A 21,446-nucleotide genomic window follows, 5' to 3' on the forward strand; every position below is an offset into this window, starting at 1 on the left:
CCCGCCCATCCCGTCGGCACCCGCGTGCGCCGTCAGCTCTTGTCGCCCCGCACCAGTTCCAAACCTGCCCCGGCGAATTGCTTGATCGTGGCATCGGGCAGGAACGCCCTCGTCAGCGCGAGCCCGATCCTCGTCAGATCGGCCTCGTCGCGGAAGAGCAGGTACATCGTCTCGTAGCGCGGGTTGAATTTCATCTTGAACTTGTGCAGCGACTGGAACCCGTAGACGGGCTCGAGGGATTCGGCGAGCTTCTCGCTGAGGTCGGCGATGATCCCCGCCCCGGGCGGATAGTCGTGCGCCAGCGGCGCGCCGGAGAGCGACATGACCTCCGCGCCCTCTTCGGAGAAGAACTGCGCGCTCGAGCCGATCAGGAACTCCATCACCGGCCCGAACCCGCCGTCGCGTCGACGCATCAGGTCGAGGGTCCACCCGCGCACCGCGCCGTTCTCGCCGTAGACGGGAAGCCAGGACAGGAAGCCGTCGACGTCGCCGTTCGGCGACATCGCGATCGCCAGCCGAACCTCGGGGTCTTCCGCTTCGGTCAGGGTCCCGAGCGTGAAGCCCATCTCGGGCAGGCCCTTGTCACCGACCCACATCTCGGAGATCGCGCGGAGCTGTGCGCGGGTGCCCCATGACTCGTCCTTCATGCGGGTCATCTTGAAGGCGATGTTCTCGCGTCCCGCCTTGTTGATCGCCGTGCGTACGGATGCCCACGGCTTGCCGGTGAACTTCAGGCCGGGGAGGTCGACGATCGTGTCGTCGGCGACGACCATGCTGCGCCAGCCCGGGGGGAGCGCGGCGCGGGTCGACTCGGCCGCGCTGAAGAAGCAGGGAATGAGCCCGGCGTGCTCGGACTGATCGATGAACTCGCGTACGGACTGCGCCCGGCCGTCCTCCGGTCCCAGTGGATCGGCGAGGACCAGCGCGACCCCGGCGCGACGCTGGTAGACGATGACGCCCGTCGAGGTGCGCGCGTAGCTGTTGCCGTCCCATGTGCTCATCCATGACAGGGTGCCGCCGCCGTAGCGGTGGATGTCTTCCTTCACCTCGTCGAGGGTCGGGGGCGCGGTCGAGCCGATCGGGGACTTGCGGCGGGAGGCGAACGCGCGGCGCACCCAGACCACGTAGACGAGCAGCAGAAGCCAGAGGGTCGCGGTGGCGAACGTGGCGCTCGGGTCGCCGTCGAGGTCGACGTCGGGCATGTTGAGCGAGCGGGTGATCAGCAGCAGAACCAGCAGCAGGATGCCGACGAGCACGTTGAGGGCCGAGAGGAGGACGGTGACCACCCACGACCAGCGACGACCGCGTCGGAGGCCGGTGGCGACGAGCAGGATCACGACGGTGTCGATACCGACGTCGACGAAACCGCCGGAGACGGCGTCGGTCGACCCGAACGGCCCGTTCGTGGGCACCAGTGTCGTCACGATCTGGATCGCGCCCAGCACGAGGAGGGCGAAGAAGGCCACGAGACGCTGCTCCCGCACGGTGGTGCGCTGAACCCGGAGCGAGCGGTCGACGAACAGCACGAGAAGCACGGCCAGGGCGTGCTCGACGTCGGCGAGAGCACCCCAGAACAGCAACGAGACGACGGTGAAGCCGATGATGACGAGCCAGACGCGCACCCGCCAGGGTGCCACCAGCAGTCCCGCCGCCGCGGCGATGCACGCCATCGTGCCGCCGGAGGGGCCGACGTCGATCATGAGCGACTGCACCTGCGCCCACGGCCACGGCAGCAACGCGCCCAGCCACAGCAGCATGGCGGCCGCGAAGATGGCGAACAGCTGGCCGATCCAGAAGTAGGCCAGCGCGACCCGTGTTCCCCGCATGAACTCGAGGTAAGCCATGCCCGCGAAGCTCGCGATCGTGAGGATGTACACCCATGGCAGGTTGACGAAGAATGTGCCGGTGAGGGGCGTCCACCACAGACCCTGCGTCAGCTGCGGCAGGCCGTAGGCGACGCTGGGGAAGAGCTCGTTGTCTTCGAAAGGACTCCACAGGCCGCCCCAGATCACTCCGGCCAGGAGGATGAGGGCGACCAGCACGAGGGTGGCGGGGATGCGTGCGATCACGCGGACCAAGACGGGGCGACGAGAGACGGTGGCGTCGGTCATGCGCCTCACGATACTGGTCGGCTCGGTCGCCCGGGAGAACTCAGTCGCGGGCGAGACGGTCGTGGTCGGCCAGGGCCTTCGCGTCCTCCGCCTTGCGCACGGCCCTCCGCGCCTCGTCGAGGGCTTTCACCGGATCGGTCCCGGCCCGTGCGGCTGCCAGATCGGTCTGGGCGTCGGCCAGCCGCACGCGGGCATCCGCCCCGGCGTGCGCCTGTGAGAGCGCCCGTTCGGCCTGGGCGATCGCGTTCCGCGCCGCGGCGAGGGTTCCCGGCAGGGCGGTACGTGCGCCGCGGAGGCGCTGCTGTGCACTCCGGGCATCGCCCAGCGCCATGTCGAGGCGGTCGCGCAGGCGCGCAAGCGAATCCGTGGTGTGCGTCGGTCGACGGGTGGCATCCGGCGTGAGGGCTTGAAGCGCCGCGTCGGCTGCTCGGATGGCCTCGCCGAGACGCTCGGCATCCTCCGGCTCCAGCCCCTCCCGCACGGTGACGGCCTGTCGGATCGCCGCGCGGGCTTCGGCGAGTTCACCGGGGACCGCGGCCGCGGCCTGCATCACGAGGCGGTGTCGCTCCTCGACCATTCGGGTCTCGCTCATGGCTCTGCGCAGGTCGCGCTCCGCCCCTGCGAGGTCGGTCAGCGCCGACCGTGACGGGTCGGCCGCGGCATCCCGGGCATTCGTCAAGTGCTGCTCGGCCGACGCCGCGGCGTCGACGGCCGCCCGTGCGGCGTCCCGGGCTTCCGCCCACTCGGCCTCATCGAAGCGGTCCGAAAGCGACCGCACCAGTGCGACAGGATCACCCATGCTCGCGCGCATGTCCACGAGACGAGCGGATGCCGCGGCGATCTGCGCGCTCGCCGAAAGGTTCTCGCGGACCCAGGCGTCGTTCTCGGCTCGTGCGCGGGCGATGACGGCGAGCGCCTGGCCGGTGCGCAACCGGATCGCCCGTGCGGCGCGGGCGACCTGCGCCGGCTGTGCATCCCCATCGGAGATGCTGCGGTAGTCGTCGAAGGCGTTGTCGCGCGCGTGCTGAGCCGTCATGCGCGCACGCCGGAGAGTCGCGGGCGTCCCGCCGCCGTAGAGCGCACCCGACAGGGCGAGTTCGAGGTCGATCTCTTCGATCGCGTCATCCAGGGCGACGAGATCGGCACCGGTGCGTGCCCGTTCCGCCTCGGCGGCGGCGCGCGCCCGTGGGGAGCGCCGGCGGCGGCGCACCGCCCAGACGGCGACGGCGGCGAGCACCGCGGCGACGGCGAAGACCACGACCGCGGGGACGACCCATCGAAGGATGTCAGGCATCGGCGTCCGGGAGCAGGAGAAGGGAGCGGAGTTCGCCGACATCGTCGACGGCCGCCTGGGCGCCCTCCGACTCGTGCGGCCAGCTGAAACCCCAGCGGACGAAGATGACCGGCACGCCGTGGGCCGAGGCGCCTTCGACGTCGTGGTGACGGTCGCCGATCAGCACGGGACGGCTCGTGTCGACGCCGGCGTGCTCGAGGCGTCGGAGGGCCTCGGCGACGATGTCGGCCTTCGCGCTGAGCCTGCGTTCGTCCAGCGTCGCTCCGACGATCGCGGTGAAGCACTCGGAGAGATCGAAATGGTCCATCAGGGCCTGCACCTGCACCTCGGGCTTCGAGCTCGCCGTCGCCTGCGGAACACCCGCGCGGTGCATCTCGCGAAGCAGGTCGGCGATCTGCGGATAGAGCTGCGCACCCGTGGTGTAGCCGTCCTGCTTGCCGAGGGTCCGGTAGAACGACACGGCGTCCGTCGCCTCGTCGGGGCTCATGCCGAGTTGCTTCTGGAACGTCTCGTGCATCGGTGGGCCAATCCAATGCACGAGTTCGGCGCGCGTGACGTCGGGGTGCCCGAAGTGGCGCATCGCGATGCCCAGCCGGCGGAGGATTCCCGAGGACGCATCCACGATCGTGCCGTCGACGTCCCACAGAACACAGGACCAGGGAGAGCGGCGGGGCATGGGCTCCACGCTACCGGGCGGGCTCAGAACAAGCGCGGGGCGCCGGAGTCGATGCCCTTCATGTGGTCGTAGTCGAGGGTCACGCACCTGATGCCGCGATCCGTCGCGAGCACACGGGCCTGCGGTTTGATCTCCTGCGCGGCGAACACACCGGTGACGGGTGCGAGGTGCGGGTCGCGACCGAGCAGCTCGAGGTAGCGGGTGAGCTGCTCGACGCCGTCGATGTCGCCGCGACGCTTCACCTCGACGGCGATCGTGCCGCCCGCGGGGTTGCGCAGCAGGAGGTCGACGGGGCCGATCGCCGTGGGGAACTCGCGCCGGACCAGAGTGAGGCCGTCGCCGATGACGCCGACCTGATCGGCCAGCAGGCGCTGCAAGTCGGCCTCCACACCGTCTTTGATGAGGCCCGGGTCGACACCGAGCTCGTGCGCGCTGTCGTGGAGGATCTCGTGGATGTGGACCAGCAGGGCGTCGCCGGTCTTGGAATGAGTGACCCGCCACTGCTCGATCACTCCGTCTTCGATGGCCGCGGCATCCGGAGTCTGCACCGTCAGGGTGCAGGGCGGGCTCATCCAGTTCAGCGGCTTGTAGGAGCCGCCGTCGGAGTGCACCAGCAGGCTGCCGTCGCCCTTGTGCACGAGCAGCCGGGTGGCCAGCGGCAGGTGGGCGTTGAGCCGGCCGGAGTAGTCCACCGCACAGCGGGCAATGACGAGACGCACTCCGTCAGGGTAGTCGCTGGCGGTCCCCGTCGACGCCGGTCGACGGGGACGGCCTCCAGCCCTCTTCGTCACGGATCGCGCTCATGATCCGCCGGCTGATGAGGTGGAGCTGTCTGGTCTGAGCGCGCGTCAGCGGGTCGAGGACGAGTCGCTGCACGGTCTGCACATGACCCGGGGAGGCGGATCGGTAGGTCGTGAGTCCTGACTCGGTGAGCGTGGCGAGGGTGGATCGACCGTCGACGGGGTCGGGGCTGCGGAGCACCCACCCCCTCCGGTCCAGCCGGGACACCGCGCGAGACAGTCGCGAGAGCGAGCTGTTCGCAAAGCCGGCGAGCTCCGACATGCGGAGGCGGTGATCCGGCGCATCGGCCAGGGCGAACAGGATCCCGTACTCGAAGTGCGTCATGTCGGAGTCGCGCTGGAGCGATGCGTCGAGCGCGGCGGGGAGCCACTCCAGAACCGTGGCCAGGGCGGACCAGGTTTCGAGCTCTTCACCGCTCAGACCCGCGGCGCCTTCGGTTTCCGGCATCTCTGCACACTACGCGAGCCGAGCACGGCGTGCGCGCGGATTCACTTGCCTGATCAAGTAATGTGAGGGGAAAGTCACGTGCGTGGGCAAGCGAATGGAGAGTTGTGGACCTGAAATTGACGGGACGACGGGCGTTCGTGAGCGGTTCGACGCAGGGCATCGGCTTCGCGATAGCGAGGGCGCTGCTGGCGGAGGGAGCGACGGTCGTCATCAACGGACGGACCGCAGATCGTGTCGGGAGCGCGGTCGCGCGCCTGGCCGAGCTCGTCCCCGGCGCGGACGTCTCCGGCCTCGCCGCCGACTTCGAAGACCCGAAGCAGGTTCAGCGCCTACTGGTGGCGCTGGGGCAGGTGGACATCCTGGTCAACAACATCGGCCTGTTCGAGCTCGCGCCCTTCGCCGAGCTCGTCGATGACGACTGGGAGCGCTACTTCCAGGTCAACGTGATGAGCGGTGTGCGGCTCTCGCGGCATGTCCTGGACGGGATGCTGGCGAACGGATGGGGTCGGATCATCTTCATCGGGAGCGAGTCGGGAGCGAACATCCCCGCAGACATGCTGCACTACGGCGTGACGAAGGCGGGGATGACGGCCCTCGCGAACGGTCTGTCGAAGCTCACTCGGGGAACAGAGGTGACCGTGAACACCATCCTCGGGGGCCCGACGTATTCGGACGGTGTCGCCCGTACGGTCGAGCAGCTCGCGCATGCGCAGGCGATGGGAGCGGACGAACTGAAGGCCGCGGTGATCGCCGGCAACCGGACGAGCCTCCTCGAAAGATTCATCGAGCCCGACGAGATCGCCCATCTGGCGACGTATCTGGCGAGTCCGCTCTCATCGGCGACGAACGGCGCGGCCGTCCGGGCGGACGGCGGCGTGCTCACGACGATGTTCTAGACCGCGTTCTCGCGGCGGGGGGTGCGCCGTCGTGGACCGTGCCGAGGTTCTCCTCCGACGCTGCCGTCTCGGGTCCGCGTCGGGCGTGGCCGCCGCCCACCGTCGAGCCTGCGATCGGGCGTGCGGCTCCCGAGGCGAGACCCGACATCACGATCAGGACCACGATGATCCAGAGGGTCGGGAGGATCCCGATCTGGTGGCTGATCCAGCCGAGCACGGGCGGGCCGCCGAGGAAGGCGAGGTAGCCGATGGTCGCGGCGGCCGAGACGGATGCCGCAGCCTTCGTCGGATCGTCTGCGGCGGCCGACATCCCGAGCGGGAACCCCAGCGACGCACCGGCTCCCCAGAGCGCCACGCCGATGAAGGCGATCGGCAGGGTGGGCGCGAGGATGAACATGACGAGGCCGACCGCCGCGGCGATGGACAGGATCCGCAGCGTCCACACCCGCCCGATGCGGTCGACCATCGGGCCGCCCAGCACCCGGAACAGCGTCATCGCGACGGAGAAGACCGTCAGTGCGACCGCGCCGACCGCTTCGGTCTGACCGTGACCGTCGACGACCGCGATCGCGAGCCAGTCGTTGGCACTGCCCTCGGCGAAGGCCATGCCCAGCATGATGAGGCCGATCGCATACGTGCGCGGATCGCGCCAGACCGCGGCCATCTCGGCGAATCGCTCGCGCCGCGTCGGCGCGGGGGCGTCCTCCGTGACCGCGGGCATGCGCTCGGGCACGAAGCGGAGGGCCGCCCAGCCCGCGGCGAGGACGACGATGCCGACCACGCCGAAGTGCCACCCGACGCCGACGCTCCAGCCGGCCATCGCGATGCCGGCGCCCGCGCCCGCGACGGTGCCGACGCTGAAGAATGCGTGGAAGAGGGGCATGAGCGTGCGCCCGAACGCCTGCTCCACGGAGGCCGCCTCGACATTCATCATGACGTCGGTCGAACTCATGCCGAGCCCCATCAGTCCGAGGCCGACGGCGGTGAGCGCATACGACTCCGCGACCTGCACGCCCAGTCCTGTGACGATCACGCCCGACGCGAAGGCCGCGATCGTGAAGACCATTCCGCGGCGGGCGCCCCAGCGGGCGACGATGACGTTGGCCAGCGACAGCCCGACGATCGAGGCGGCGCCCGAGACGAACAGCAGCACGCCCACGCCGAAGTCGTCGATCCCCAGGATCTGCTTGACGGCCGGCAGCCTCGAGGCCCACGACGCGAAGCCCAGGCCCATGACAAAGAAGATCACGAAGATGGCCGTCCGCCAGTGCACGAGTCGGGGGCGGGAGATCGTGGCGCTCATGGAGACAGCGTACCGAATCGATTCGACGGCGCCCAGCCGGCGAGGTACGATCGTCGGCGATGAGCACCCGCCGAGCCACGATCGCCGACGTCGCCCGCGAGGCGGGCGTCTCGGGGTCGACGGCGTCGGTCGTCTTCAGTGGCAAGACACCGGTGTCGGATGCCACGCGCCGGCGCGTCCTGGACGCCGCCGCGTTGCTCGGCTACACCGGGCCCGATCCGCGGGCCGCGTCGCTGCGCAGCGGGCGCTCGGGCATCGTCGGTGTCGTGTTCGAAGAACACCTGGGCACGGCCTTCCAGGATCCGGTCAAGATCCTCATGATGGACGGGCTCACCGACGGCGTCGCGCCCCTCGGCGCCGGCCTCCTCCTGCTGCGCGACCAGGCCGCGGTGGGCGACACCCCCGCCGCTCTCGCGCCCACGCTCACCACCGCTCCGTTGGATGCCGCCGTCCTGATCGGCTGCAGCGGGCTGCTGCGCGAATCGCTCGCCGTCGTCAAGGCACGCGGCATCCCGGTCGTCGTCATCGAGGGGGACGCCGGCGAAGGGGTGCCGCAGATCAGGCTCGACAACGGGGTGGCCCAGAAGCACGCGGCGCTGCACCTGCGCGGACTCGGGCACACCGACGTCGTCGTCCTCACGCTGCCGATCGACAAGCGGCGGACGCGGGGGTGGATCGCTCCGGACGCCGAGATCACCGTGGACGTCACGCGGGACCGGCTCGAGGGAGCCCGCGACGTGTATCCGGAAGCCCCGGCCTATGCCGCGGCCGGCAGTTCGATCGACGAAGGCCTCGCGGCAGGCCGCATCCTCTTCTCCCGGGGGACCACGCCGCCGACCGCGGTCATCGCGCAGAGCGACCTGCTCGCGGCCGGCGTGATCCGTGCCGCGGAAGAAGCCGGCCTGCGCGTGCCGCAGGACGTCAGCGTGACCGGGTTCGACGGCATCGTCGTCGACGGGCTCGCTCCGTATCTGCTCACGACGCTCGTCCAGGAGCCCGCCGACAAGGGGCGCGCGGCCGGTCGGGCGATCGCGGCGATGCTCGAAGGGCGCCCCGCAGCCTCGATGCTGTTCACCTGCGTCTTCCGCGCCGGCAACACCACCGCCGAGGCATCCGCCCGCCGATAGGCGTGAGGGTCGGCGGGTAGACTGGCCTCCAGACCCCGATCGCCCGCGCAGCTTTCTGCCCCGCGCTGCCGACGACCTTGAGGAGGCCGCGCATGCTGGCGTTCCTCGCTGCCTTCACCGTCGTCCCGATCCTCCTGCCGTGGCTCGTCCATCGCATCGGCGCGCGGACGTTCTACGTCGCCGCGCTTCTGCCCGCGGCCGCTTTCGTCTCGACCGCGATGTACACGCCCGCCGTGATGAGCGGTCAGGTGCCGTTCGAGGAGTACGACTGGATCCCCGCGCTCGGCATCCGCCTCTCGATGCGCATGGACACGCTGGGGTGGGTCATGGCTCTCATCGTCACGGGCGTCGGCGCGCTCGTGATGCTCTACTGCCGCTGGTACTTCCGCGGCAAGGACCAGGGGCTCGGACAATTCTCCGCCGTTCTCCTCGCCTTCGCCGGCGCGATGTACGGTCTCGTGCTCACCGACGACCTCGTCGTCCTGGTGATGTTCTGGGAGATCACCAGCATCCTCTCCTACCTTCTGATCGGCTTCTACCACCGCCGCGGCGTGAGCCGGCGCTCGGCGCTGCAGGCCCTGCTGGTCACCACGATCGGCGGCCTCGTCATGCTGATCGGCGTCGTCCTGCTGGTGGTCGACACCGGCACCTCGAGCTTGTCGTCGATCCTCGACGCCGCGCCGACCGGACCCGTGGTCGACGCCGCGCTCGTCCTGCTGCTGGTGGGGGCGCTGAGCAAGTCCGCGATCTTCCCGTTCCACTTCTGGCTGCCCGGAGCGATGGCCGCTCCGACGCCGGTGAGCGCGTACCTGCACGCCGCCGCGATGGTCAAGGCCGGCATCTACCTGATCGCCCGCCTCGCGCCCGTGTTCGCCCTCTCGGCGCCGTGGCGTCCGGTCGTCATCAGCCTCGGAATCTTCACGATGCTGCTCGGCGGAGTGCAGGCTCTGCGCGAATACGACCTCAAGCGCATCCTGGCGTTCGGCACGGTCAGCCAGCTCGGCTTCCTGACCGTCGTGATCGGCTACGGCACGCGGGATGCCGCCCTCGCAGGGCTTGCACTCCTGATCGGACACGCGCTGTTCAAGTCAGCGCTCTTCCTGGTGGTGGGCGTGATCGACCGCCAGCTCTCCACCCGAGACATCACGGAACTCAGCGGCGTGGGCAGGCAGGCGCCCGTCATCACCACGGTGTCGTTCATCGCCATCGCGTCCATGGCGGGCTTCGCGCCGACCCTGGGCTTCGTCGCCAAAGAAGGCGCCCTCACCGCGCTCCTCGAAGAGGCCGCGGGGGGATCCGCGTGGGGTCTGATCGCCCTCATCGGGGTCATCCTCGGGTCCATACTCACTGCGGCATATGGGGCTCGCTTCCTCTGGGGTGCATTCTGGACGAAGAAGGACCGTGACGGCGAGCGCCTCCCGCGCACCGAGTGGCCCGACCCTCCGATCGGCTTCCTCAGTGCGCCGACCCTGCTGGCTCTGCTCACGCTCGCCGGCGGGATCGCCGCCCCGTTGCTCGACACCGCACTGCAGCCCTACGCCGAGACGTCGCCGGCGTCGAGTCCCGGCGTTCCGGCGCCGGAGTACGCGTACCACCTGGCTCTCTGGCACGGCCTCGAGCCGGCGCTCGGGATCTCCCTCGGCTCGATCGTCCTCGGCCTCGCCCTCTTCGTGCTGACGCGCTCCTGGAATCCCCGCATGCGCGTGCTGCCCTTCACCGCGGGCGACGTCTACAACGTCACGCTGCGGGGCATCGCCCGGCTCTCGGTGGTCACCACGACTTTCACGCAGCGCGGGTCGCTGCCGCTCTATGTCGGCACGATCTTCTTCGTGTTCGTCATCGGTGAGGGCACCGCGCTGTTGCTCGGCGGGGACTGGGCCATGAAGCTCGATCTCTACCAGGCACCGATGCAGCTCGTGGTCGCACCGATCATGATCATCGCCGGCATCATCGCCGTGCGGGCACGGAAGCGCTACACCGGGGTCGTGCTGGTCTCCGTCACCGGGCTCGGCATGGTCGTGCTGTTCGCGACGAGCGGCGCGCCCGACCTCGCGCTCACACAGATCCTCGTCGAGACGGTGACCCTCGTCGCGTTCGCCCTGGTGCTGCGGCGCATCCCGGCGCGCATGGGGGAGCACAACGCATCGGTGTGGCCGATCGCCCGCGCGCTCATCGCCGTCGCGGTCGGCGCGACGATGGCCGTCATCGCCGTCGTGGCGACGGCCTCCCGCACCGCTGTCCCGATCTCGGAGCGGTTCCCCGAGCTCGCCTACGACCTCGGGCACGGGCGCAACGTGGTTAACGTCGCCCTCGTCGATCTGCGCGGGTGGGACACGATGGGCGAGCTGTCGGTGCTCATCCTCGCGGCGACGGGCGTCGCATCCCTCGTCTTCGTCACTCACCGCGCCGACACGCTGTCGACCCTCACCGCTCCGTTGCCGCGCACCGCGGCGGGCAACCGTCGCCCGATGGTCGAGACGCTGGACGGCGCGCGGCCGCGGACGGCCGGCACCCGCCATCAGCCGCAGGCGTGGCTGGTCGGCGGCCAGCGCGTGCGGCCGGAGAACCGTTCGCTGATGCTCGAAGTCATCGTGCGGGTGCTGTTCCACTCGATCATCCTGGTGTCGCTGTACCTGCTCTTCGCCGGTCACAACCTGCCCGGCGGCGGCTTCGCCGGGGGCCTCGTCGCCGGCATGGCGCTCGTCATGCGCTACGTCGCCGGCGGGCGCTACGAACTGGGCGCTGCCGCACCCACCGACGCCGGACGGCTGCTGGGCGTCGGGATGACGCTGGCCGTCGGCTGCGCCGTGGTGCCTCTGTTCTTCGGTGCCGCGCCGCTCACGAGCGCGTTCTGGGAAGCCACCCTGCCCGTCGTCGGGCACGTCGAATTCGTCACATCGACGATCTTCGACGTCGGCGTCTACCTCGTGGTGATCGGTCTCGTGCTCGACGTGCTGCGCAGCCTCGGCGCCGAGGTCGACCGTCAGGCGCAGGAGCTGCGCTCCTCGGCCCCCCGACGGGGCGAGGTGGTGAGCTGATGGATGTCTCGGCCGTCCTGATCGTCGTGATGGCGGTGCTGTTCGCGTGCGGCGTGTACGCGATGCTCGAGCGCAGTCTCACGCGCGTGCTCATCGGATTCCTGCTGCTCGGCAACGCCGCCAACCTCCTGCTCCTCATCGTGATGGGACGGCCCGGTGTCGCCCCGTTCTACGGCGCAGCCGAATCGGAGGAGATGTCGGATCCGCTCCCGCAGGCCCTCACTCTGACGGCGATCGTCATCACGTTCGCCGTCTCGGCCTTCCTCCTCGCCCTGATCTATCGCTCGTGGCAGCTCGGACAGGCCGACACCGTCGAGGACGACGCCGAAGACCTCGCCGTGCGCACGCGCGGCATCGACGAGGACGACTCGTTCGAGGATGATGTCGACGACCAGTCGGATGACGCGGCGACCGACTTCGTCGGCGTGCAGAAGTCGCCCATCACCCTCCTCGACAGTCGCGACCACACGGCCCTCCGCGATGATGCGCCGAGCGACAGGCCCCGCACGAGGCGTCGGCAGGACGACGCCACCGCCACCCACACCGACCCGGACACCGATACCGACACCGGAGGGGGCGAACGATGAGCTACCTCGTGCCGCTCCTGGTGACCCTGCCCCTCATCGGCGCGGCGATCGCCCTGATCGCCGGTCGCCACCGCCGTACGCAGGTCGGTGTCTCGATCGTCACGCTCACCCTCGTGCTCGTCATCGCGTCCGTGCTGCTCTACGCGGTCGACGTGGGCGGGGCCCCGATCGCGGTCTCGGTCGGGGGGTGGCCGATCCCGTTCGGCATCGTCCTCTACGTCGACCGGCTGGCGGCGCTGCTGGTGGTCGTGTCGAGCATCGTGCTGCTCGCCGTGCTCCTCTTCTCGGTGGGCCAGGGTGCGGCGGACGGCGACGACGACACCCCCATCTCGATCTTCCACCCGTCGTACCTGATCCTCTCGGCGGGCATCTTCAACGCCTTCATCGCCGGCGACCTCTTCAACCTCTACGTCGGCTTCGAGATCCTCCTCGTCGCCTCCTACGTGCTGATCACCCTCGGCAGCACGGAGTCGCGCATCCGGGCGGGGGTCGTCTACATCGTCGTCTCGCTCGTGTCGTCGATCCTGTTCCTCGCCGCGATCGCCATGATCTACGGCGCACTCGGCACGGTCAACATGGTGCAGATCTCCGAGCGCATGACGGAACTGCCGCAGCAGACGCAGCTGCTGCTGCACATCATGCTGCTGCTCGCGTTCAGCATCAAGGCGGCCGTCTTCCCCCTGTCGTTCTGGCTGCCCGACTCGTACCCGACCGCGCCCGCACCGGTCACGGCAGTCTTCGCAGGCCTCCTGACCAAGGTCGGCGTGTACGCGATGATCCGCACCGAGACCGAGATCTTCCGCGACAACGACGTGAACACGCTGCTGCTGATCGTGGCGCTGGCCACGATGGTGGTGGGCGTCCTCGGCGCCATCGCCCAGGCCGAACTCAAGCGCATCCTGTCGTTCACGCTGGTCAGCCACATCGGCTACATGGTCTTCGGGCTGGCGATCGCCACTCCGGCGGCGATCGGCGCGACGATCTACTACATGGTGCACCACATCGTGGTGCAGACCACGCTGTTCCTTGCCGTCGGGCTGATCGAGCGTCGCGCGGGCAGCACGTCGATCCTCAAGGTGAAGGGCCTCATGAGGGCCGCCCCCGTGATCGCCGTCCTGTACTTCATCCCGGCAGTGAACCTCGGCGGCCTGCCCCCGTTCTCGGGCTTCATCGGGAAGTTCGCGCTCTTCGATGCGGCGGCCGAAGTGGGCACGCCGCTCATGATGACGCTCATCGTGGCCGGCATCGTCACCTCGCTCCTGACCCTGTACGCACTCATGCGGGCCTGGAACCTCTCGTTCTGGCGCGAGGAAGACGACCAGGCTGAGACCGAGTCGCGCATCTCCTACCTCGACGACGCCCCCGCGGCCGAGGTGCAGACCGAGCGGCGTGTGATCCCGCGCATCATGACGGCCGCGACCACCGGCATGGTCGTCGTCACGGTGGCGCTGACCGTGTTCGCGGGACCGCTCTACGACGTCTGCGCCCGTATCGGCGCGTCGCTGCTGGAACCGGTCAGCCTCATCCAGCTCCAAGAGGAGGCCGGACAGTGAGCCCCCGCGCCACCCTGACCCAGTTCTGGCGCCAGATCCCGTTCTTCGTGTGGCTGGTCGCCCTGTGGATGCTGCTCTGGGGCCAGTTCACCGTGCTCGCGTTCCTCACCGGGGTGATCGTCGCGATCTTCGTGACCCGGGTGTTCCGCCTGCCGCCGGTCGAGCTGTCCGGTCGGGTGAACCTCTGGTACGGCCTCGTCTTCGTCGTGAGGTTCCTGGCGGACTTGATCCTCGGGTCGCTCACGGTGGCCTGGCAGGTGCTCGATGCCCGTCGACAGCCCGGTGCGGGGGTGATCGCCGTCCCGCTGGTCACCGACGACGACCTCATCATGACCCACACCGCGGTCACGGCATCTCTCATCCCCGGCTCGCTCGTGCTCGAGACCGACCGCGAGCGTCGCATCCTGTACCTGCACGTCATCGGTCTGCGCACGATGGCCGACGTCGAGAAGCAGCGCAAGGCCGTGCGGAGCTGGGAGCGCCGCATCGTCATGGCTGTCGGTTCGCGCGCGCAGGTGGCGCAGATCCGCGATGCCGCGGCCGCATCCTCGCGCCCGGTGGAGGTCGGCGAATGACCACGATCCTGCTCACGATCGCCTATGTCGTGTTCGCGGTGGCGGCGATCCTCACGCTCATCAAGATCGTGATCGGTCCGTCGATCCTCGATCGGGCGATCGCCTCCGACGTGCTGCTCACCGAGATCATGTGCGTCCTCGGTGCCGAGATGGCCATCAACCACCACACGCGGACGCTGCCGGTGCTGCTGGTGATCGCCGCCGTGGGGGTGTTCGGCTCGATCTCGATCGCCCGGTTCGTCGCCCGGAAGGACGTGCAGCGATGAGCGCCCTGTTGCGGATGGCCGCGGTGGCGCCGGTGCTCTCGAACGATGTGACCGTGTCGATCTCCACCGGCGACGCATGGCTGGATGTGACGGCCGTCCTGCTCATTCTCATCGGCGCACTGCTCTGCCTCACCGCCGCGATCGGCCTGCTGCGCTTCCGCGACGTACCCACACGGCTGCACGCGGCGACCAAGCCGCAGGTGCTCGGCCTGCTGCTCATCTGCGTCGCGATCGCCCTGTCGCTGCGTTCGTGGCCGGTGGTCGCCTTCCTCGTGCCGGTGGTCTTGATCCAGCTGGCGACCGCGCCGCTCTCGGCGCACATGGTGGGCCGTCAGGCCTACCGGAACGGCACCATGGCGGAGTCGTCGATGATCGTCGACGAGCTCGCGGCGACGCGCGAGACGCCGCCTGCCGCCGGCGGCTGAGCGCCGACGGAACGATGGCTCCCGCTCAGTACCAGTTGACGGACTGCGAGTGGCCCCACGCGCTGCACGGGGCGCCGTACACGGCGGAGATGTAGCCGAGGCCCCAGGCGATCTGGGTCGTGGCGTTCGTCGCCCAGTCCGATCCAGACGAGGCCATCTTCGACCCGGGGAGCGCCTGCGGGATGCCTGTGGCTCCGCTGGGGTTGTAGGCCTCGTAGTTCCAGCCCGACTCCTTCTGCCAGAGCGAGTTCAGGCAGGAGAACTGGTCGTCGCCCCAGCCGTACTGGCTCGCCGCCATCGCGCGTGCCGTGGCGCGGGCGCCATCGGGCGTGTTGGCAGCGGCGAGGGCCTCCGCGGCAGCAGCCGCGGCGGCGTCTGCAGCGGCCTGAGCGGCGGCGGCCTCCGCCGCGACGCGGGCGTTGTAGGCGGCGACCGCCGCGACGAGGTCGCCCGCGGAGGTGCGCACGAGGCGGGTGAGCGCGCTCACCGACGATTCCGGCAGGGCGGCGGAGTTGTCGAGGTTCGAGATCTGGAGGTCGAGCAGCGACGTGTCGACCTTGCCGACGGCCGACTGCCGGACGGCTCGGGCCGCGCTGACGTAGAACGCGGCGTCCTGGTCGACCGACCGCTGCACCTGGAGTGCTGCCGCCGCGTCGCTGGGCGACGGCGAGGGAGTGGTGGCGGCGAGGGCGGTGGAGGCCGTCGCAACGGGGATGCCGATCGCGGCCACGACGGCGAGGGCGACGGTGAGCGCGAGGGGGCTCTTCCGCCGGTCCGCGCGGCGTTCGGCTCGCGCGGCGGCTCTGGTGGTGGGGTCGGTGGCGGGGCGGATGGTAGGGGACTCGACGGCGTTTCCGCGCGCGGGTGTGGTGGTGCGAAGGCGCACGGTACTCCTCTGTCGGGGCTTCCCCGCCCGTCCGCGCGCACACAGCGCAGCGGACGGGTGGCACGACGAGTCGTCCCACCCGGGCGGGTTGATCGCCCCGGTGACCTGCACCGCGAGGCGGACAGAGCACGGGGTTCGTCCACCGCACCCGACAGGAGAGGCCGAGGCATCCGTCGTCTCATCCTCGGGTGGATGCGGCGCCGGACCGGTACACCGTAGGCAAGGTTTCTGGACGGATCATGCGAGAACCCTCGCCGTGGGGTGGACGCGCCGGGAGCCCGCACCTTCACACCGACTTCGCAGTTCGGTGCGAAGTCCGCAGATCTCCTGTCGGATGCTGCGGAGTACGTGCCGATCTGCGAGTGCGGCGTCGCTCGGGGTCGCGCTCGCCGTGCGCTCGGCCGATCTCCGACGCGGGGAGCGGTGCGCTCAGCCGATCAGGCTCGGCTGGAGGTCGCGGAGGGTGCGGAAGTGCGTCTGACGGGTCACACCGATCGCGGCGAGCACGAGCGCCCCGAGCAGCCACGTGAGGAGGATCACGACGTCACCGCCGACGCGCGCGATGTCGCCGCCGTACATGAGCTGACGCATCGCGTCGACGACGTACCCCATCGGGAGGACATGGTGCAGGGCCGCGAGCGGAGCGGGCAGCGTCTGCCACGGGAACGTGCCGCCGGCTGTCACGAGCTGCAGCACCATCAGCACGAGGCCCATGAACTGTCCGACCGATCCGAGCCACACGTTGAGCGCCAGGATGATCGCCGCGTAGGTGAAGGAGGCGAGCACCATGATCCCGAGCGTGCCCAGCGGGTTGGCGAACCCGAAACCCAGCGCGAGGGCGAGCACGCCGAACAGTCCCGCCATCTGCAGGCCTCCGAGGACCGCCGGCGTGAGCCATCCGGCGAGGGTGATGCGGAACGGGGAGTGCAGCGCGGTCACCGCGCGGCGCGAGATCGGCTTGACGATGAGGAAGAGCGCGTAGATGCCGATCCACCCCGCGAGCGCGGCGAAGAAGGGGGCAAGGCCCGCGCCGTAGTCGCCGGCGGCGGCGACCTTGCTCGACTCCACCTCGACGGGGTCGGAGATCGTCTGAGCCTGCGCGGCGCGCAGGTCGGCCGACGAGTCGGGGATCGCGTCGACACCCGACTCGAGCCCGTCGCGCAGGGTCCCGGCGCCGGTGTCGAGGGTGCCGAGGCCGCTTGCGAGCGAAGCCGAGCCGTCGCGGAGCTGCGAGGCACCGGATGCCGCGGCATCCGCCCCGCTCGAGAGCTGCGCTGTTCCCGCCGCGAGCAGGGCCGCGCCGTCGGCGACCTGCGAGGCGCCGGCGGCGACCTGCGACGCGCCCGCCGCGAGTTGATCGACTTTCGCGACGGCGCTCTGCACCGTGGCGTTGCCGTCGGTGATCCGCTGGCCGAGCGGGTCGAGGGCGGCGAGCACGCGCGCGATCTGGGCAGGATCGAGACCCTGCGCGGCGAGCTCGGCGGCGATGTCTGCACGAGCCTGCGGAACGGCGTCGGCGATCGCCGTGGCCGCGGCACCTGCGCGATCGGCGTAGCCGGCGAGTTCCTGGTCACCGGCAGCGACCTGCTGAGCTCCGTCCGACACCTGTCGCGCTCCTTCCGAGACCTGCTGCGCTCCCGAAGCCGCCTGTTGCGCTCCGGTGGCCAGCGTCCCCGTGCCCGTCGCCAGCGCGTCGGCGCCGCTCGCGAGCTGCTGTGCGCCGGAGAGCGCGGTGGCCGTGCCGTCCGCGAGCTGCGTCGCACCGTCTGCCGCCTCGACGAGTTTGCCGCGGATGTCAGAGATCGCCGTCAACAGGCGCGTCGCGGCCTCCTTGCCCACCAGTTGCGCGACCGAGCGACGGATCTGCTCCACCGCCTGCGTGCCGATGGTCGATGCGAGGTAGTTGTTGGCGTCGTTGGTCTCGAGCGAGATCTGCGCCTGGCGGGGGCTGTCGCCGGCGACCGAGGTGAGAGCGTCCGAGAAGTCGGACGGCAGCGTCACGACGAAGTCGACGGCGCCGTCCGACAGGGCAGCCGAGGCATCCGTCGCCGACAGCAGCTGCCAGTCGAAGGCCCTGCCCTCGAGCAGCTGGTCGGCGACCTGATCGCCGTAATCGACGGCCTCTTGACCGTCGGATGCCGGGACCCCCTCATCGTCGGACACCAGCGCGACCGGGATCTCGCTGAACTGCCCGTACGGGTCCTGATTGGCCCACAGGTAGAGACCGCCGTAGAGGACGGGGACGAGCAGCAGCGCGATCAGCGCGATCACCGACATGCGCGTCGCGGTGAGGCGCCGCAGTTCGGCGGCGATCATGGCGGGGATTCTCATCGCGCGCCCTCCTCGGGGTGGGTGTACTGCTGCGGTGCCGGCTCGGCGGCCGGTGCGGGTGCGGGTGCGGGTGCGGGTGCAGGTGCCTGTTCGGGTTCGGGTGCGGGCTCGGGTGCGGGCTCGGGCTCCGGTGCTGAAGCAGGTGCAGGTGCAGGTGCCTGTTCGGTTTCGGGCTCGGCTGCCGGTTCGGGTGTGTCCGCGGGGGGGATCTCGATGTCGGCCTCGTCGTCGGCCCCATCGGCGCTTCCCGCATCCGGCTCTCCGGGGGCCACACTGCCCGGAGACACGGCGGCGTCCGCGCGCTCGCGGGGGTCCGCGGCATCCCTCGCCCCGTGCTCGGCGCGCAGCGCGCGGCCGTCGAGCACGGTGGCCGACGCCTCTCCGGCGATGACCAGCATCGCGAAGCCACGTCCGGAGAAGTCCTCGGCGAGCCGCCACCACTCGAGCGGGTCGCCGCCGTGGCGGTCGGGTGCGACGAGCACGATGCCGTCGACCCCCGCGCGCAGTGCGGTCAACTCGAGCAGCAGCGAGATGCGCTCGCGCGGCTCCACATCGGCGATGGGGGTGCGCCAGAGCGCGCCGAAGCCGGCTTCGTCGAGCCACCGGCGGACGGCCAGCGGGTGGGCCGGCCTGCCCGCGAACATCAGCTCTTCGGCTGTGACGCCAGATACCCAGACGTTGGGTGCGGGGTCGCTGACGTCGGGCGCGTCCACCAGCGAGACGCGGCGCCGCAGGGCCCGGCGGTCGTCGGTTCCGTCGATCAGAACGCGGCCGGCGTCGGGCTTCATCCTTCCCGAGGCGATCAGGCCGAGCACGGTGGGACGCTGTTCGGTCTCGGCGTGCGCGATGCGCGGGCCGCTGTCATCGAATGCCAGAGAGGTGGCGGGCAGCGCCGCTCCGCGCCGGCCCTTCACGACGTCGTGCAGCTCGACACGCATCAGTCCTCCTCCAGGAGTGCGGGATGCGCGTCGAGCAGATCGACGGCTTCCCTCCACGACAGGCCCGCGATGCTCAGCACCGCGCGGATCGCCAGGGAACGGGCCTCGGGGGATGCCGCGTCCATACGCGTCACGACGGTGCGGGCCGTCTCTTCGACGAGTCGGGCGAGGGTGTGCGGGGTGACGTCGGTGCGCAGCATCCGCTCGTCCTGCCCTCGGCGGACGATCGCGAGCACCTGGCGACGGAGGGGAGCCAGCGCGTCGGCCGTCTCACCCACGTGGATCTCGTCGAGCGCGATGGCGGCGGCGACCTGGACGATGGCCGCCTCGCGCCAGAGCAGCGAGGTGAGTCGGGCCAGAGCGAGGCGTGCATCGGTGTCGTCAACCGCCAGCGCGATCGCGTTGAACCGCTGTGCGCCGGCGGCGACGATCTCGCGGATCAGGGTGTCCCGGTCGTCGAAATGCCCGTACAGGGCACGTCGCGACAGACCGGCACCCCGCGCGATGGCGTCGATCGACGCGTGCGGATCGTGTGCGATCGCGTGGGTCGCGGCGGCCAGGATGCCCGCGCGGTTCTCGACGGCGTCGCGTCGGGTCCGGCGTGCGGCGGTGGCGTCGGCCGGGGAGGTCGGGGGAGCGGTCACCACCCCAGGATACTAAAGTGCACAAGAGTGTGCAAGTAATTCTCACGCGCAGAAGGTGAGGTCTCCACTCGCCGCGCTCACTCGACGACCGGCTTGTCAGTCGGTGCCGAAGTCGAAGGCCGAGCCCTCGGATGCCTCGTCGACCGCGTCGGCCAGGGCTTCGCGCTTCGCATCGTACGGGGTCGCGTGCTCGGTGATCTCGCTCGCCCCGCCCGCGGTCACGCTGCCGACCAGGTCGCCGGTGGCTCCGCCGATCAGACCCATCGCGGCGTACTGCTCGAGGCGGGAGCGGGAATCGGCGATGTCGAGGTTGCGCATCGTCAGCTGCCCGATGCGATCGGTGGGGCCGAACGCGGCGTCGCCGACACGCTCCATCGAGAGCTTGTCGGGGGAGTAGGAGAGCGTCGTTCCGCGGGTGTCGAGGATCGTGTAGTCCTCGCCGCGACGCAGGCGCAGGGTCACCGACCCCGTCACCGTCGAGCCGACCCACTTCTGGATGGACTCGCGCAGCATGAGCGACTGCGGTTCGAGCCAGCGCCCCTCGTACATCAGCCGACCGAGGCGACGGCCCTGCTCGTGATAGGTGGCGAGGGTGTCCTCGTTGAGGATGCCGTTGATGAGTCGCTCGTAGGCGATGAACAGGAGCGCCATGCCGGGGGCCTCGTAGATGCCGCGGCTCTTCGCCTCGATGATGCGGTTCTCGATCTGGTCGCTCATGCCCAGGCCGTGCCGGCCGCCGATCGCGTTCGCCTCGAGGACGAGCGCGACGGGGTCGGAGTACTCCACGCCGTTGAGGGCGACGGGCCGGCCGCCGTCGAACGAGATCGTGACGTCTTCGGTGGCGATCTCGACCGAATCGTCCCAGAACTTCACGCCCATGATCGGCTCGACCGTCTCGAGCGACACGTTCAGGTGCTCGAGCGTCTTGGCCTCGTGCGTCGCGCCCCAGATGTTCGCGTCGGTCGAATACGCCTTCTCGACGGAGTCGCGGTAGGGGAAGCCGTGGGCCTGCAGCCACTCGCTCATCTCCTTGCGGCCGCCGAGCTCCGTGACGAAGTCGGCGTCGAGCCAGGGCTTGTACACGCGCAGCGCGGGGTTCGCGAGCAGTCCGTAGCGGTAGAACCGCTCGATGTCGTTGCCCTTGTACGTCGAGCCGTCGCCCCAGATGTCGACGCCGTCCTCTTTCATGGCGCGCACGAGCAGCGTCCCGGTGACCGCGCGGCCGAGGGGAGTGGTGTTGAAGTAGGTGCGCCCGCCGGAGCGGATGTGGAAGGCGCCGCAGGCGAGGGCGACGAAGCCCTCCTCGACGAGGGCGCTCTTCGCATCGACGATGCGTGCGATCTCGGCGCCGTACTCGAGCGCCCGATCGGGGATCGCATCGATGTCGTCCTCGTCGGGCTGGCCGAGGTCGCCCGTGTAGGTGCAGGGGATCGCGCCCTTGTCACGCATCCAGGCGACCGCCACGGACGTGTCCAGCCCCCCGGAGAAGGCGATGCCGACGCGCTCGCCGACGGGCAGGGACTGAAGGACCTTCGACATGCGCTCAAG

Annotated in this window: 19 protein-coding genes; 8 read left to right on the forward strand and 11 right to left on the reverse strand. The window is 70.1% G+C overall.

The window, feature by feature from the left end; all coding sequences use genetic code 11:
* Positions 1-32: 32 nt before the first annotated feature.
* The 5 genes from ACFM35_RS11950 to ACFM35_RS11970 are packed head-to-tail and all read right to left on the reverse strand — an operon-like array spanning position 33 to position 5,329.
* Positions 33-2,111 (reverse strand): bifunctional lysylphosphatidylglycerol flippase/synthetase MprF, encoded by a 2,079-nt coding sequence (locus ACFM35_RS11950; protein ID WP_378842282.1) that lies wholly within the window; start codon positions 2,109-2,111, stop codon positions 33-35.
* 40 nt (positions 2,112-2,151) lie between these two features.
* On the reverse strand, positions 2,152-3,405 hold the full coding sequence (locus tag ACFM35_RS11955; RefSeq protein WP_378842284.1) for a hypothetical protein: 1,254 nt from the start codon (positions 3,403-3,405) through the stop codon (positions 2,152-2,154).
* Entirely contained in the window at positions 3,398-4,081 is a 684-nt protein-coding gene (locus tag ACFM35_RS11960) for an HAD hydrolase-like protein (RefSeq protein ID WP_378842286.1), read from the reverse strand. Before ACFM35_RS11960 ends, ACFM35_RS11955 begins: the two co-directional genes overlap by 8 nt.
* 23 nt (positions 4,082-4,104) lie before the next feature.
* Positions 4,105-4,800, reverse strand: a complete 696-nt coding sequence (gene nucS, locus ACFM35_RS11965; protein ID WP_378842288.1) for an endonuclease NucS — start codon at positions 4,798-4,800, stop codon at positions 4,105-4,107.
* A gap of 4 nt (positions 4,801-4,804) precedes the next feature.
* Positions 4,805-5,329, reverse strand: coding sequence for a MarR family winged helix-turn-helix transcriptional regulator (locus tag ACFM35_RS11970; protein WP_378842290.1), 525 nt, complete (start codon positions 5,327-5,329; stop codon positions 4,805-4,807).
* A gap of 137 nt (positions 5,330-5,466) precedes the next feature.
* Between ACFM35_RS11970 and ACFM35_RS11975 the strand changes: the two genes are divergently transcribed.
* Positions 5,467-6,225: an SDR family NAD(P)-dependent oxidoreductase gene (locus tag ACFM35_RS11975; RefSeq protein WP_378842292.1), complete on the forward strand. Its 759-nt coding sequence runs from the start codon at positions 5,467-5,469 to the stop codon at positions 6,223-6,225.
* On the opposite strand, the gene ACFM35_RS11980 is transcribed toward ACFM35_RS11975, so the two are convergent.
* Positions 6,209-7,528 carry an MFS transporter gene (locus ACFM35_RS11980; RefSeq protein WP_378842294.1) on the reverse strand — a complete coding sequence of 440 codons (1,320 nt, stop codon included), beginning with the start codon at positions 7,526-7,528 and terminating at the stop codon, positions 6,209-6,211. The genes ACFM35_RS11975 and ACFM35_RS11980 overlap by 17 nt on opposite strands.
* A 59-nt stretch (positions 7,529-7,587) precedes the next feature.
* On the opposite strand from ACFM35_RS11980, the gene ACFM35_RS11985 reads away from it, so the two are divergent.
* The 7 genes from ACFM35_RS11985 (at position 7,588) to mnhG (ending at position 15,099) form a co-directional block, all read left to right on the forward strand.
* On the forward strand, positions 7,588-8,655 hold the full coding sequence (locus ACFM35_RS11985; protein WP_378842296.1) for a LacI family DNA-binding transcriptional regulator: 1,068 nt from the start codon (positions 7,588-7,590) through the stop codon (positions 8,653-8,655).
* Positions 8,656-8,747: 92 nt separating this feature from the next.
* Positions 8,748-11,693 (forward strand): Na+/H+ antiporter subunit A, encoded by a 2,946-nt coding sequence (locus tag ACFM35_RS11990; protein ID WP_378842298.1) that lies wholly within the window; start codon positions 8,748-8,750, stop codon positions 11,691-11,693.
* Complete coding sequence (locus tag ACFM35_RS11995; RefSeq protein ID WP_378842300.1) at positions 11,693-12,280, forward strand: Na(+)/H(+) antiporter subunit C; 588 nt, start codon at positions 11,693-11,695, stop codon at positions 12,278-12,280. Before ACFM35_RS11990 ends, ACFM35_RS11995 begins: the two co-directional genes overlap by 1 nt.
* On the forward strand, positions 12,277-13,833 hold the full coding sequence (locus tag ACFM35_RS12000) for a Na+/H+ antiporter subunit D (RefSeq protein ID WP_378842302.1): 1,557 nt from the start codon (positions 12,277-12,279) through the stop codon (positions 13,831-13,833). The genes ACFM35_RS11995 and ACFM35_RS12000 overlap by 4 nt, the downstream gene beginning before the upstream one ends.
* On the forward strand, positions 13,830-14,408 hold the full coding sequence (locus tag ACFM35_RS12005) for a Na+/H+ antiporter subunit E (protein WP_378842304.1): 579 nt from the start codon (positions 13,830-13,832) through the stop codon (positions 14,406-14,408). Before ACFM35_RS12000 ends, ACFM35_RS12005 begins: the two co-directional genes overlap by 4 nt.
* On the forward strand, positions 14,405-14,674 hold the full coding sequence (locus tag ACFM35_RS12010) for an MrpF/PhaF family protein (RefSeq protein WP_378842306.1): 270 nt from the start codon (positions 14,405-14,407) through the stop codon (positions 14,672-14,674). The genes ACFM35_RS12005 and ACFM35_RS12010 overlap by 4 nt, the downstream gene beginning before the upstream one ends.
* 14 nt (positions 14,675-14,688) lie before the next feature.
* A complete protein-coding gene (gene mnhG, locus ACFM35_RS12015; protein ID WP_378843016.1) occupies positions 14,689-15,099 on the forward strand; it encodes a monovalent cation/H(+) antiporter subunit G in 411 nt (136 codons plus the stop codon).
* Between the two features lie 25 nt (positions 15,100-15,124).
* Here the strand turns inward: mnhG and ACFM35_RS12020 are convergent, their stop codons facing one another.
* The 5 genes from ACFM35_RS12020 to argG all read right to left on the reverse strand — a co-directional run bounded on the left by ACFM35_RS12020 (position 15,125) and on the right by argG (position 21,437).
* The gene (locus ACFM35_RS12020) at positions 15,125-15,985 is read right to left on the reverse strand and encodes an aggregation-promoting factor C-terminal-like domain-containing protein (RefSeq protein ID WP_378842308.1); all 861 of its coding nucleotides are present in this window, start codon (positions 15,983-15,985) and stop codon (positions 15,125-15,127) included.
* 429 nt (positions 15,986-16,414) lie between these two features.
* Entirely contained in the window at positions 16,415-18,316 is a 1,902-nt protein-coding gene (locus ACFM35_RS12025) for a YhgE/Pip family protein (protein ID WP_378842310.1), read from the reverse strand.
* Complete coding sequence (locus ACFM35_RS12030) at positions 18,313-19,254, reverse strand: hypothetical protein (RefSeq protein ID WP_378842312.1); 942 nt, start codon at positions 19,252-19,254, stop codon at positions 18,313-18,315. The genes ACFM35_RS12025 and ACFM35_RS12030 overlap by 4 nt, the downstream gene beginning before the upstream one ends.
* A complete protein-coding gene (locus ACFM35_RS12035; protein WP_378842314.1) occupies positions 19,254-19,898 on the reverse strand; it encodes a TetR/AcrR family transcriptional regulator in 645 nt (214 codons plus the stop codon). The genes ACFM35_RS12030 and ACFM35_RS12035 overlap by 1 nt, the downstream gene beginning before the upstream one ends.
* Positions 19,899-19,994: 96 nt before the next feature.
* Positions 19,995-21,437: an argininosuccinate synthase gene (gene argG / locus ACFM35_RS12040; RefSeq protein WP_378842316.1), complete on the reverse strand. Its 1,443-nt coding sequence runs from the start codon at positions 21,435-21,437 to the stop codon at positions 19,995-19,997.
* Positions 21,438-21,446 lie beyond the last annotated feature (9 nt).

This window comes from Microbacterium songi, from assembly GCF_042747925.1.
Classification (GTDB): domain Bacteria; phylum Actinomycetota; class Actinomycetes; order Actinomycetales; family Microbacteriaceae; genus Microbacterium.

Coding starts and splice junctions, on each gene's coding strand:
- ACFM35_RS11950 (WP_378842282.1), bottom strand. CDS start 2,111: ATGACCGACGCCACCGTCTCTCGTCGCCCCGTCTTGGTCCGCGTGATC.
- ACFM35_RS11955 (WP_378842284.1), bottom strand. CDS start 3,405: ATGCCTGACATCCTTCGATGGGTCGTCCCCGCGGTCGTGGTCTTCGCC.
- ACFM35_RS11960 (WP_378842286.1), bottom strand. CDS start 4,081: ATGCCCCGCCGCTCTCCCTGGTCCTGTGTTCTGTGGGACGTCGACGGC.
- ACFM35_RS11970 (WP_378842290.1), bottom strand. CDS start 5,329: ATGCCGGAAACCGAAGGCGCCGCGGGTCTGAGCGGTGAAGAGCTCGAA.
- ACFM35_RS11980 (WP_378842294.1), bottom strand. CDS start 7,528: ATGAGCGCCACGATCTCCCGCCCCCGACTCGTGCACTGGCGGACGGCC.
- ACFM35_RS11985 (WP_378842296.1), top strand. CDS start 7,588: ATGAGCACCCGCCGAGCCACGATCGCCGACGTCGCCCGCGAGGCGGGC.
- ACFM35_RS11990 (WP_378842298.1), top strand. CDS start 8,748: ATGCTGGCGTTCCTCGCTGCCTTCACCGTCGTCCCGATCCTCCTGCCG.
- ACFM35_RS11995 (WP_378842300.1), top strand. CDS start 11,693: ATGGATGTCTCGGCCGTCCTGATCGTCGTGATGGCGGTGCTGTTCGCG.
- ACFM35_RS12000 (WP_378842302.1), top strand. CDS start 12,277: ATGAGCTACCTCGTGCCGCTCCTGGTGACCCTGCCCCTCATCGGCGCG.
- ACFM35_RS12010 (WP_378842306.1), top strand. CDS start 14,405: ATGACCACGATCCTGCTCACGATCGCCTATGTCGTGTTCGCGGTGGCG.
- mnhG (WP_378843016.1), top strand. CDS start 14,689: ATGGCCGCGGTGGCGCCGGTGCTCTCGAACGATGTGACCGTGTCGATC.
- ACFM35_RS12025 (WP_378842310.1), bottom strand. CDS start 18,316: ATGAGAATCCCCGCCATGATCGCCGCCGAACTGCGGCGCCTCACCGCG.
- ACFM35_RS12030 (WP_378842312.1), bottom strand. CDS start 19,254: ATGCGTGTCGAGCTGCACGACGTCGTGAAGGGCCGGCGCGGAGCGGCG.
- argG (WP_378842316.1), bottom strand. CDS start 21,437: ATGTCGAAGGTCCTTCAGTCCCTGCCCGTCGGCGAGCGCGTCGGCATC.